Origin of the sequence: Aureimonas populi (assembly GCF_017815515.1) — a bacterium.
GTDB classification, from domain to species: domain Bacteria; phylum Pseudomonadota; class Alphaproteobacteria; order Rhizobiales; family Rhizobiaceae; genus Aureimonas; species Aureimonas populi.
Window position 1 is genome coordinate 778,975 of the sequence record NZ_CP072611.1, and the last position, 12,479, is coordinate 791,453.

General features: G+C 68.6%; 10 protein-coding genes. All 10 read left to right on the forward strand.

Features of this window, described 5'->3' with window-relative positions; all coding sequences use genetic code 11:
- Nucleotides 1-186 precede the first annotated feature (186 nt).
- Nucleotides 187-1,338 (forward strand): glycosyltransferase family protein, encoded by a 1,152-nt coding sequence (locus J7654_RS03640; RefSeq protein WP_209738305.1) that lies wholly within the window; start codon nt 187-189, stop codon nt 1,336-1,338.
- Complete coding sequence (locus tag J7654_RS03645; RefSeq protein WP_209738307.1) at nt 1,338-2,342, forward strand: glycosyltransferase family 2 protein; 1,005 nt, start codon at nt 1,338-1,340, stop codon at nt 2,340-2,342. The genes J7654_RS03640 and J7654_RS03645 overlap by 1 nt, the downstream gene beginning before the upstream one ends.
- Nucleotides 2,339-3,298: a glycosyltransferase family 2 protein gene (locus J7654_RS03650; protein WP_280842355.1), complete on the forward strand. Its 960-nt coding sequence runs from the start codon at nt 2,339-2,341 to the stop codon at nt 3,296-3,298. Before J7654_RS03645 ends, J7654_RS03650 begins: the two co-directional genes overlap by 4 nt.
- A complete protein-coding gene (locus J7654_RS03655; RefSeq protein WP_209738308.1) occupies nt 3,288-4,235 on the forward strand; it encodes a glycosyltransferase family 2 protein in 948 nt (315 codons plus the stop codon). Before J7654_RS03650 ends, J7654_RS03655 begins: the two co-directional genes overlap by 11 nt.
- Nucleotides 4,236-4,279: 44 nt before the next feature.
- On the forward strand, nt 4,280-6,634 hold the full coding sequence (locus J7654_RS03660) for a Wzz/FepE/Etk N-terminal domain-containing protein (RefSeq protein WP_209738309.1): 2,355 nt from the start codon (nt 4,280-4,282) through the stop codon (nt 6,632-6,634).
- A 264-nt stretch (nt 6,635-6,898) separates the two neighbouring features.
- Nucleotides 6,899-7,654 (forward strand): metallophosphoesterase family protein, encoded by a 756-nt coding sequence (locus J7654_RS03665; RefSeq protein WP_209738310.1) that lies wholly within the window; start codon nt 6,899-6,901, stop codon nt 7,652-7,654.
- 492 nt (nt 7,655-8,146) lie between these two features.
- Nucleotides 8,147-8,791, forward strand: a complete 645-nt coding sequence (locus tag J7654_RS03670) for a sugar transferase (RefSeq protein WP_209738311.1) — start codon at nt 8,147-8,149, stop codon at nt 8,789-8,791.
- The gene (locus tag J7654_RS03675; protein ID WP_209738312.1) at nt 8,791-10,032 is read left to right on the forward strand and encodes a polysaccharide biosynthesis/export family protein; all 1,242 of its coding nucleotides are present in this window, start codon (nt 8,791-8,793) and stop codon (nt 10,030-10,032) included. Before J7654_RS03670 ends, J7654_RS03675 begins: the two co-directional genes overlap by 1 nt.
- Before the next feature lie 15 nt (nt 10,033-10,047).
- Nucleotides 10,048-11,337, forward strand: coding sequence for an O-antigen ligase family protein (locus tag J7654_RS03680; RefSeq protein WP_209738313.1), 1,290 nt, complete (start codon nt 10,048-10,050; stop codon nt 11,335-11,337).
- An 87-nt stretch (nt 11,338-11,424) separates the two neighbouring features.
- Entirely contained in the window at nt 11,425-12,417 is a 993-nt protein-coding gene (locus J7654_RS03685) for a glycosyltransferase (RefSeq protein WP_209738315.1), read from the forward strand.
- Nucleotides 12,418-12,479 lie beyond the last annotated feature (62 nt).

Genomic DNA, 12,479 nt, shown 5'->3' on the forward strand with positions numbered 1-12,479 from the left:
CAAGGTCGCCCGCCCCGCCCCTTGCGCCGAACCGCCTGGCCGGCCCGGCGCGAGGGGCCGCACCCGGGGCGACACCTGTCCTGCGGGCATGGCAGCCTCCCGCCCGGGGAGACGCGCCCGCGTTGCGTTGCAACATGGACGCGGATATCCTCTCACGACTTCGTCAACCCACCTGGTCCCAGCAGCATGACGAAAATACTCTATCTCGTTCACGACCTTTGCGATCCGGCGGTCCGCAGGCGCGTGGCGATGCTGCATGCCGGAGGCGCGCAGGTGTTGCTGGCCGGCTTCCGGCGCGGGACGGACAGTGCTGTTCCCGACGAGTTGGACCATGCCCCGGTCGTGCTCGGCGAGACGAAGGACGGCGCCTTCGGGCAGCGCATCGCCAAGGTGGCCGCCGCCCTCCTCTCGGGCGAGCTCAAGCACCTGGCGGCCTTCGCCCCGGCGGTGATCCTGGCGCGCAATCTCGAAATGCTGGCGCTGGGGGAGCGGATCGCGGGGTCGATCCGCCCGCGTCCGCGCCTCATCTACGAAACGCTCGATATCCACCGCCTGCTCCTGGACCAGGGAATGGCGGGCCTGGCGCTTCGGGCGCTGGAGCGGCGCCTCGCCGCGCGCACCGCCTTCGTTCTAACGAGCTCGCCGGCCTTCGTGGACAATTACCTGCGGCCCGTGCAGGGCTTCGAGGACATCCGCCTCCAGGAAAACAAGGTGCTGGACCTGGAGGAGGCGCGTCCGCCCCTGCGGGATGCCGACACCGGTTCGCGCAACCCGATCCGCATCGGCTGGTTCGGCGCCCTGCGCTGCGCCCGCTCCCTCTCCATCCTGTCCAGGCTTGCCGAAGACGGCGAGGGGTCCCTCGAGGTGACGCTGCGCGGGCGCCCGGCCCGGCGCGAGTTCGAGGATTTCGACGCCCAGGTTTCCGGCCGGCCGCACCTCTCCTTCCACGGCCCCTACCGCGCGGAGGACCTTGTGGAGATCTACGGCGCGGTGGATCTCGTCTGGGCGATCGACTTCTTCGAGCAAGGGCTCAACAGCGACTGGCTCCTGCCGAACCGGGTCTATGAGGGCTGCGCCCACGGCGCGGTGCCGATCGCGCTTGCCGGCACGCAGACGGCGGGCTTCCTGCGCGAGCGGGGCATCGGGATCATCTGCGACGACCTCTCTCCCGAGGCGCTGGCGCGGCAGTTGCGCGAGGTCGACATCGCCGCGCTCAAGGCGGCGGTCAGGGCGCTCGCCCCCGAAACCTTCCGAAGCGGGCGGGCCGAATGCCGCAAGCTCGTCGCGGCCCTGGCCGGCGCGCCGGACGCGCCGAGCCATCGGGCCGAGGCCGCTTGATGAAGGCCGACCCCGCCGCGCCGCAAACGACCTGCCTCATCGTCGTGCCGTGCCTGAACGAGGAAGCCTTCATCGGGCCGCTGCTCGACTTCCTCTCGGCGGAGGCGCGCGAGGTGAACGCGACGATCGTCGTGGTGGATGGCGGCAGCAGCGACAGGACACGCGCCATCGTCTCGGAAAAGGCCCTCGGCAATCCGGCGATCCGGCTTTGCGACAACCCGTTGCGCATCCAGAGCGCGGGGGTCAACCGGGCGGTGGAGCGCTTCGGGGCCGATGCCGCGTTCCTGATCCGCATCGACGCGCACGCGCATTATCCGGACGGATATTGCCGCACGCTCGTCGCCGAGGCCGAGCGCACCGGCGCCTCCAGCGTCGTCGTTTCCATGCGCACGGTGGCCCGGCACGGCTTTCAGGCGGCGGTCGCGATCGCGCAGAGCGGGCGCATCGGCACGGGCGGCTCGTCCCATCGCTCCGCGCCCGTGGGGCGGTGGGTGGATCACGGCCACCATGCGCTGATCCGCGTGGATGCGTTCAAGGGGGTCGGCGGTTACGACGAGACCTTCTCCCACAACGAGGACGCGGAGCTGGACCATAGGCTCCACAAGGCCGGCGGTCGTGTCTGGATGACAGCCGAGACCGACATGACCTATTATCCCCGCGCCACGGCCGGCGGCCTCTTCCGCCAGTATTTCGGCTACGGGAAGGGGCGCGCGCGCAACATGCTCAAGCACCGCACACCGCCCAAGCTGCGGCAGGCGCTTCCCATGCTCGTCGCGCCCGCCCTCGTTCTCGCGCTGCTCTCCCCGCTTTCGCTCCTCTTCGCGGTTCCGGCCGCCGCATGGGTGGCGGCGTGCCTCCTGGGCGGCCTCGCGGGCTTTGCCCGGACGCGGAAGGTGGAGGCGCTTCTGGCCGGCGTCGCGGCCATGATCATGCATCTGGGATGGTCGCTCGGCTTCTGGGCCCAACTCGCGAGCCCTCCGCGGCCCCGGGAGATACGCGCATGAGCATGGCAGCAGCGCCGGACCGCTCGGTCACGATCGCCATATGCACCTTCCGGCGCGACCACATCGCGCGCACCCTCGCCTCGCTCGCAGGGCTCGACGTGCCGCAAGACGTGGCGGTCGACGTGGTGGTGGCCGACAACGACACGGTGCCGAGCGCGCAGGAGCGCGTCGAGCGGGCTTCGCAGGGCCTGCCCTTCCCGGTGAGCTATGTCCATGCGCCCGCGTCGAACATCTCGATCGCGCGCAATGCCTGCCTCGATCGCGCGACCGGCCGCTATCTCGCCTTCCTGGACGATGACGAGGTCGTCGCGCGCCAATGGCTGGCCGCGCTGCTGGACAGGGCGGCCGAGGGCGGCGCCGACGCGGTGCTGGGGCCCGTCGAGGCCGTCTACGGCCCGCAGGCGCCCGGCTGGATGCGGGACGGCGACTTCCATTCCTCCGCCCCGGTCTTCGTGAAGGGCGAGATCCTCACCGGCTACACCTGCAACGTGCTGATCGACCGGCGCTCGGCCGCGGTCGAGGGATTGCGTTTCGACCTGGCGCGCGGGCGCAGCGGCGGCGAGGATACGGCCTTCTTCCGGGCCCTCACCCTTCGCGCGGGGCGCATCGACTACGCGCCGGAGGCGCTCGTGCGCGAGGACGTGCCCGAGGGCCGGGCCAGCTTCGGCTGGCTGGCCCGGCGCCGCCTGCGCATGGGGCAGACGCACGGGCAGCTTCTGGCCGAGACGCACAGGGCCGGCGCGGCGCGCGCCAAAGCCGCCGGAGTGGCCGCCGCCAAGGTCGCGGCCTGCGGCCTTCTTGCGCTTCGCCATGCCTTCTCGCCCGTGGAACGGCGCCGCAGCGTGCTGCGGGGGATTCTCCATGCCGGCGCCATAGGCGGCCTTTTCGGAATGCGCGCTCTGACGCAGTACGGCGGGCAGGCCGACGCCCGCCCGGGAGGCGCGCATGCAGCCTGACGTCTCCTTCATCGTCGCCGCCTTCAACGCGTCCCGCACCATCGGCGCGGCGATCGAAAGCGCGCTGGCGACCGTCGGCGTTTCGGTGGAGGTGGTTGTCGCGGACGATGCGTCCAGGGACGGCACGGCGGCGCTCGTCGAGGCCATCGCGGACCCGCGCGTCCGCCTCGTGCGCGCGGCCGCGAACGGTGGGCCGGGAGCGGCGCGCAATCTTTCGCTGGAGCACGCGTCGGGCCGCTACGTCGCGGTCCTCGACGCCGACGATACGATCCGGCCCGACAGGATGGCCCGTCTCGTGGAACGCCTGGATGCGACCGGCGCGACCGCCATCCTGGACGGGATCGAGGTGGTGGAGGCGGACGGCCGCACTCGCCCGATGCTTCCCGAGGGCACCCTACCGGCGACGGGGACCATCGACCTTCCCCGGTACATGACCAGCAACGCGGTGTTCCGCTCCTCCTTCAACCTCGGCTATCTGAAGCCGACGATCCGGCGCTCGTTCCTGGCCGAGAAGGCCATCTCCTACCCGGAGGACCTGCGCATCGGCGAGGACTACATCTTCATGGCCGAGATCCTGGCCAGGGGCGGCACGTGCATCGCCGAGCCGAAAATCGGCTATGCCTACGGCATCACCGAGGGATCGGTGTCGCGCGTCCTGCGGCTCGATCACCTGCATGCCATGCGTGCGGCGGACGTGCGCTTCCGGGCCGCGCACGATCTCGACCCCGCCGCAACCCTTGCGATGGACGAGCGGGAAAGCGCCTTCAAGGACGCGGAATCCTTCCTGACCATGGTCGAGGCGCTGAAGGGGCGCGACCTTGGCGCCTTCGCGAGATCGGCCGCCCGCCGCCCCGCCGCCATGCGGCTGTTTCGAATGCCCGTCGCCAAACGGCTCTCCGCCATTTTTCCGTCCGCTGTCCGTGGCCTATCGCCCTGAGGGCGAAGGGCTTGCATGATATGCTGGAATCCAAGGACGCATCGATGAACACGGCCAGGTTCTCTCAGAGGAGGTTCTACGCGCTCGACGGCAGCAAGACCGGTTCGGGCGAGACCTTCGACCTCGAACGGCTGTGGACGATCGTGCGCCGCAACCTTCGTCTGGTCGGCCTGTGCGTACTGGCCGCCGTGGTGGTCGGCGTCCTTTATGTTCGTGCATCCCCCGCCGTCTACGCCTCGCAGGCGCGGATCCTGCTCGACGAGAGCATCGGCACGGTCGCCCGCGATTTCGCCTCCGTGGGATCGAACATCCAGCTCGACAACCGCATCGCCAGCCAGATCGAGGTCCTGCGTTCGTCGCGTCTCGCGCTGGAGGTGGTGGACGAGCTGAATCTCGGCGAGGACGAGGTCTTCCTCTCGCCGCCGCCCTCCCCCCTCGCCTCTCTCACGCGCCCGCTGCGCGCCGTGGCGGCCATGGTTCGCGGGCCGCAGGAGGCGCCCACCGGCGTGTCCGGCGATGCGGGCGCAGCGCCGTCCGCCGTCCCGGTCGATCCCGAGGAGGCGCGCCGGCAGCAGATCCGCGAGGCGGCCGCCCGGTCCGTCCAGCAGAATCTCTCGGTGCAGAGGGTCGAACGCAGCTCGGTCATCTCCCTCACCTATCAGTCGCACGACCCGGCGCTGGCCTACCGCGTGGCGAACGCCTATGCGGCGGCCTTCCTGCAGGAACAGCGCCTTGCGGTGGCGGAGGCGAGCGTGCAGGCCACGGGCTGGATGCAGACGCGCCTGGCGGAACTGGGCGAGCAGCAACGCGCCGCCTCTCTGGCGGTCGAGGAGTTCCGCGCGCGCAACAACCTGTCGATGGCGCAGGGCGAGTTCACCTCGGAGCAGCGCCTTGCGAACCTCACCGGCCAGCTCGCGTCCGGGCAGGCCGAGGTGGCGCAGGCTCAGGCGCGTGCCGAACAGCTCCAGGCGGTGCTTTCCGCCGGAGACGCGACCGCCATAGCATCCGCCGCCTTGGCCTCCGCCGATATCCAGGACCCGGTGGTACAGCAGCTCCAGGCCCGTTACGCCGAGATGTCGGGCCGCATCGCGCAGATCACGGCCGATTTCGGGGCGTCCCATCCCCAGGTCGTGCGGCTGACGCGCGAGCGCGAAACGGTCTCGGCCCAGCTCGTCGGCGAGTTGCAGCGCCTGTCCTCGCGCTACACCAACGAATACGAGGTCGTGCGCAACCGGCAGGCCGCGCTCGAGAACGCGGTTTCGCAGCAGACGGGGCTGAACGCCGAAGCCGGCGGCGCGCTGGTGGAACTGCGCGAGCTCGAACAGCAGGCCGCCACGCTCAACACGATCTACGGCAACTTCCTGGCCCGCTACGAGGAGGCGATGCAGCGCGAGAGCTTCCCGCTCTCCAATTTCCGCATCATCTCCTCGCCCACCGAGCCCGAGCGCCCCACGGGGCCGCGCTTCCTGCGCACGGTGGCGATCTTCGCCTTCCTCGGCGTGGTGATGGGCGGGGCCGCCGGCACCTTGCGCGAATTCAACGAGCGGTCCTACCGCATCGGCGCCGAGGTCACGGAGGATCTCGGCGTGCGCTTCTTCGGCTATCTCGCCACGCTCCCCGGCCAGAAGCGGTGGTGGCCCGCTTTCCTGAACCGCTGGGCACCGCGCCCCGAAGCGCAAGGGTCCGGCCCCAAGCCGACATTCGGCTATGACGAGACTCAGGCCATTTCCGCCGAGACCCTGAGGAACGTGGCGCACGGCTTCGCGGGCCTCACCGTGCCGGGGCGTGCCAGCCGCATCATCGGCGTTGTTTCCGCCCTGCCCGGCGAGGGCAAGACGACGGTCGCCATGGGGCTTGCGCGTCTTCTCTCGCGGATCGGCTCACGCGTGATCGTCCTCGACGCCGACTTCCGCCGGCCCGCCCTGAACGGCTTCCTGCCGCAGCCGATCAGCGAAGGCGGCCTTGCCGAGGCGATCCGCACGGGCGACTGGCGCTCGCAGGTGAAGAATGACGAAGACGGCGTCTGCCTGCTGCCGATCCCGGACGACCGCCACGCGGCGCTCGGCAGCACGCTTTTGTCCTCCTCGGCCATGTCGGCCCTTCTGGCCGAGCTGGCCGAGAGCTTCGACTACGTGATTCTGGACCTTCCGCCCGCCGGCCTCGTCGTCGATGCCAAGGTCGCAGCGCCGCTCGTCGACGGACTCCTGCTCGTCATCCGCTGGGGCAAGACGGCGCGGACCGTCCTTCGCGGCCTTCTGGCGGACGAGCCGGAGGTGGGCTTGCGGGTGACGGGGGCGGTCCTGAACGCGACCGATCTCTCGCGCCTGCGCCGCTATGGGGAGCGCGGCAGCCGCGAGCGCGTCTACAAGGACTATGCCAGCTATTATCGCGGCGCCTGAGGCCGGCCGCTCCCGGTCGAGGTAGCCCGCGGCCCGCCGGTTCGGGCCGGCCGGCGGCTTTCGCACGCCTCGACACGTCCTTCCGCCTCCTGGTCATCGCGCCGAGCGCCCCCATGATGCCGGCCTCCCCAGAGCCGGCGCGTGGCCTGGAATGCCGGCCGGCGGGGCGCGGGCAGAACTGTGTCCTATTTGTCCCGCAATGCTCTAGGATCGCCGTCGACCGATTTCCGCCATCTTGCGGCCGACACGAGCACCACCCACGCGATGAGCAAACGCCCAGGACGCCACCGCCGCCGCTACAAGCTTTCCGCCGAGCCGGACGTGATCTACGCCATCGGCGACGTGCACGGCCATCTCGACAAGCTGATCGCGCTGGAGCAGCTCATCGTCGAGGACGGCCGCGACCTGGGCAGGGTGAAGCTCATCCTCATGCTCGGCGACTATATCGACCGGGGCCCCGATTCGGCCGGAACGATCACCCATCTCATGGGGCGGCCGCCCGAGGGCTTCCACCGCCTCTGCCTGCTCGGCAACCATGACGACATGTTCCTGGAGGTGCTTGAGGGCCGCGTCGCTCCCGAGGCCCTTCTTCCCTATGGAGGGCTGGCGACCTTCGCCTCCTACGGCTGCGATCTCGAGGAGTACGAGAGCGGCCTGCGGCTGAACGGAAGGCGCCTGGCCGAGGAACTGGCCCGCACCGTGCCGGGCAGCCATGAGGGCTTCATTCGCGGCCTGCCGGTGCTCGTCGAGACACCCCGCCACGTCTTCGTGCACGCGGGGCTGCGCCCGGGCGTTCCGATAGAGGAGCAGGAGGATCGCGATCTTCTCTGGATCCGAGAACCCTTCCTCTCCCATTCGGCGCCGGCGCCGAAGATCGTCGTGCATGGCCATACGCCCGCCGACGCGCCGACGCGCACCGCCACGCGTATCGGCGTCGATACGGGAGCCGGCTTCGAGGGCCCCCTGGCGGCCGTCCGCATCACGCGCGCGGGAGAGGCCTTTCTGCAGGTGGGAGAGTGAGACCGAGGACATCACCACGGCACAAGGCCGGCGTCCAGAGGCCGAGAGACGATTCGCTGGAGCGACGGCGCCCGGCCATCACGAGCATTGCGGCCGCGCCGACGGCCCACCCCACCGAAGACCACGGCAAATCCGGCGCCCGGGCAGGCGGACATGACCTAGCGTCATGCCGATGCACGACAGCATTTCACACAGATACGCAGTCCCCGCGTGAAGGAGGAATGCGTCTATTTGAAGGAAGGAGGGCATCAGGCCGGGGCCGGCAGGTCCGTTTCAGCGCGCCCCCGCCGCTTAGCTTCGGAAATGAAAGGGATAATACGAGCACTTCCGCTGGCGCATTGCAGCCATGCATTATCCGAATTGCTACGAGCCACGGACCGTGTCTAGTTTACCCAGCATTAAGGCTGGCTCCTGATGAGCAAGGACCGGGGTAAAAACATGGACCGGGCAAGCAGCTTGTCGAATTCAATCGATCCAAAGGTCGCGCAGGCCATGACGGCCGGACATCCGGAAGTGCGGTGCCGGACGGACAATGGCTGGAAACGCGGTTTCGATATCGTCGCGGCGCTCAGCGCGCTCGTCATTCTCTCGCCGCTGCTGCTTCTGATCGCGGCGATCGTCAAGCTGACCGATGGCGGCAGCGTGTTCTACGGCCATTCCCGAGTGGGGCGCCGGGGCGGGATGTTCCGCTGCTGGAAATTCCGCACGATGGTGGAGAATGGCGACGAGGTGCTGCAGGCTCACTTGCAGTCCGACCCCGCCGCCGCGTTGGAATGGGAGGCGACGCGCAAGCTCCAGTCCGACCCGCGCGTGACGCGCATCGGCGCCGTGCTCCGCAAGCTCAGCCTCGATGAGCTTCCCCAGCTCTTCAACATTCTCGTCGGCGACATGAGCGTCGTGGGCCCCCGCCCGGTGACGACGGACGAGCTGCGCTATTACGGTGTCCACCTCGGCTGCTACCTGCGTGCGCGGCCGGGCCTGACCGGACTGTGGCAGATCAGCGGCCGCAACGACGTCTCCTATGACGAGCGTGTCTCGTTCGACCGGCGCTATGTCGAAAACTGGACCTTCGTCGGCGACGTGGCTATCATCGTGCGAACGGTTCCGGCGGTCTGCCTTTCCCGGGGAAGCTACTGATGCCAAACCGCGATATCGCGGGCACTATCGCAGCACTCATGGCGCTGGCGACCGTTCTGACGGCTGCAACCGCCTCGGCGCAGGAGCAGTATCGGCTCGGCCCCATGGATATCGTGCGCCTGCGCGTATCCGAGTGGCAGACGTCGACCGGGACGTTCCGCGACTGGTCGTCCGTGAGCGGCGAGTATTCGGTCGGCGCCGACGGCACAGTCTCTGTGCCGTTCGTCGGGGAGATCCGGGCCGACGGCCGCACGACGGCGGAACTGGCAAAGACGGTCGGCGACGGTCTCCAGCAGCGCTTCGGCCTTGCGGACAGGCCGGATGCGGCCGTCGAGATCGGCACCTATCGCCCCATCTACGTGGTGGGAGACGTGCAAAACCCGGGCGCCCACCCGTTCGCGCCCGACCTCTCCGTGGTCAAGGCCATCAGCCTTTCGGGCGGCCAGCGCCGGGGCCCGGATGCAGGCATGCGGGTAGAGCGCGACGTGATGCGCGCGCGCGGCGAACTCGACGTCCTGACCGTGGAGAACCACCGGCTGATCATGCGGCGGCTTCGCCTGCAGGCCGAGCTCGACGGAAGCGACACGCTGGAGATGCCGGAAGAACTGGCCGGCATCCCTCGCGCCGACGCCCTTCTGGCCGACGAGCAGGCGATCATGCAGGCGAACCGCGAAAGGATCGAGCTCCAGAACCGTTCGCTGAACGATCTGAAAGTGCTGCTCGCCAGCGAGGTGGAAGCGCTCGCGGGCAAACGTGAGACGGTGGAGCGGCAGGTTACGCTGACCCGCGCCGATCTGGAAAATGTCGGTTCGCTGGCCTCCCGGGGCCTTGTCGTCAACACCCGCGTGTCGGACCTCGAACGGCGCCTCGCCGAATATGAAAGCCAGTTGCTCGATATCGACACGGCTTCCTTGCGCGCACGCCAGGACATCAGCCGCGCCGACCAGGATCTGATCCGCCTGCAGAACGACCGCAGGGCGGAGCTGACGGTGGAAAAGCGCGCGACCGACGCCGAGCTGGAGGCGAATGATCCGGAGCGGCGCACCCAGCGCGCGCTGATCGAGGAGGCGCTGCTCTTTGCTCCGACGGCCGGCAGCATGAACGATCCCTCGCGCTACTCCTACACGATCGTGCGCACCGTGAACGGCGAACCGGCCGAGTTCTCCGCGCTGGAGACGACGCCCCTGCGGCCCGGCGATGTCGTGAAAGTCACCTATACACCGCCGGTCGACGCATTCTAGGCGCGCGCCGCCACGATGCGTATCGCCCGCAGCTCCCTCTTCGACCCGACGAGCAATGGCCTTTACGCGGCGACGGCCGTTGCGCTCTCGCTCTTCGTCTTCGCCTATTCGAGCCGGTTCGGGCCGGTCGCCATCCTGGTCTATTACGGGCTCTGGCTGCCGCTCATCGCTCTCGATCCGCGCGCGATCATCGGTCGGGCGCGAGACCTCGTCGTGCCGGGCATCTTCGTGCTCGTGCTCGTCAGCTCGACCCTGTGGTCGGCGGCGCCGGGCGTCAGCCTGCGCGGTTCCGTCCAGTTCGCCACACATGCGCTCTGCATCCTCGTCGCCGCCCGCGTCGTCAGCCTGCGCTCGCTGACGCGCGGCGTCCTCGTCGGCACGGCCATCGTCACGGTCTATTCGCTCATCTTCGGCTATTCGGCCTACGACGCGATGGACGGCAGCTACACCTTCGTGGGCGCCTTCGGCTCGAAAAACCAGCTCGGCCTCTACTGCTCGCTCGGCATCTTCTTCGCCATGCTCTCGGTCTTCGTGATGCGCGAGCCGCTGCTCATCCGCGCGGGCTCCGTGCTGCTGGCAGCCCTGTTCGCCCTGGTCCTCGATGCGAGCCGCTCGGCCACGTCCTCGATTGCACTTGCGGTGGCGATCATGGTCTTCCTGGCCTTGATCGCGCTCTTGCGGTTCGGCCCCATGTTTCGCATGTTCGTCGTCGTGCTCCTGCTGCCGGCGAGCGCCCTCGTGGCCTTGGCGGCCTACCGGCTGGGCGCGGTGGAGCTGATCCTGGCCGCCTTCGGGAAGGACCCGACTCTCACCGGCCGCACCTATCTCTGGGAGATCGGCCTTCAGTCCTTCTACCAGATGCCTCTCGCGGGCATCGGATATCTGGCCTACTGGGTTCCCGGCTTCCCGGAAGCGGAAATGCTGTGGGCGGAATTCTTCATCACCGCCCGCACCGGCTTCCATTTCCACAACACCATCATCCAGGCGCTGGTGGATGTGGGGATCGTCGGAACGGTGCCGCTGGTGATCATCGTGCTCTCCACGCTCTACCGGTCGCTGAAAGGCAGCGTCTCGCGCCGCAGCACGGCGGATGCCTGCCTCTTCGCGCTCATGGTCATGTTCACCATACGCTCCTTCTCCGAGGTGGACTTCTTCTACCAATACTCGCTCGGCTCGTTCATCCTCCTCTACTCCTACATCAAGCTCGGCTCGGCCGGTTCCGCGCGCCAGCCGGTCGAGCACCGCCGGCCCTACGCGCCGGCGGCGCCGGCCCCTTTGGGAAGGCTGTCGCCTTCTTCTTCGTGACGATCCGATCGTCGCCCCTATCGGCATGGGCGCGGGCCGGGGGCTCGGCCGTGGCGTGCCTGGAACGCGCCGACCAAGGAGACTGGATTGCAGACCCCTGAGAACGGCAAGACCATACTTCTCTTCTTCCGCAAGGCGGGGCCGAGCGACAAGCGCAGTTTCAGCCGCATCGCCAAGGACGCCATCCGGCCGATCTACAAGCGGCTGGTGAACGGCCAGAGCCAGACGGGCTTCGACGTCTCCTTCACCATGCTGGTGGAAGCGCTTCGATCGACCGGCCACGACGTTCGCGTGAACGATTACGAGACGGCGGAACGACACCCGGACTATCCCGTCGGGCTCGTCGGCTCCACGGCGCTGCTCGATGGATGGACCCTGCCCAATCCCGCCCTTCTCGGCCCCTCGCTGCACGATCACCCCGGCATGGCTCGCGACCTGTTCGCCGATGGGCGATTCCGCAAGCTGCTCGTCCTCTCCGACTGGACGATGGATCTCTACGAGAGCCATTATCCCGGCCGGTGCATCAAATGGTTCGCGGGCTTCGACATCGACGAGTGGCCGGACCGGGCCAAGCGCCCGAAGACGATCGACTTCATCCTCTACGACAAGATCCGGTGGGCGCAGCATGTCGCGCAACCGCTCTTCGTGCAGCCCATCCTCGCGGCGCTGGAAAGCCGGGGCCTCTCGGTCAGGGTCCTGCGATACGGCAAGCATCATCACTCGCGCTATCTCCAGAGCCTCGACGAGGCCCGCGCCCTGCTGTTCCTCTGCGAACACGAGACGCAGGGGCTCGCCTATCAGGAGGCGCTCGCCTCCAACATACCCGTGCTCGCCTGGGATCGCGGCTTCTGGGGCGATCCGATCTGGGAGTGGTTCGGCGACCGGGTGAAGGCGTCCTCGGTTCCTTATTTCTCGCCCGATTGCGGCATGACCTTTGCCAAGCTGGACGAGTTCGACGAGACGCTCGACGCCTTCATGAGCCGCATCGCCGATTTCGCGCCCCGACGCTTCGTGGCAGAGCGACTCAGCCGCGAGGAGAGCGCCCGCATCTACCGGGATGCCTATTTCGGCATCGCATGAGGTAAGGCGCGGACCGGGGGCAAGCCACGGCGTCACCGCCTGGCGGCAAGACCGAGGACGAC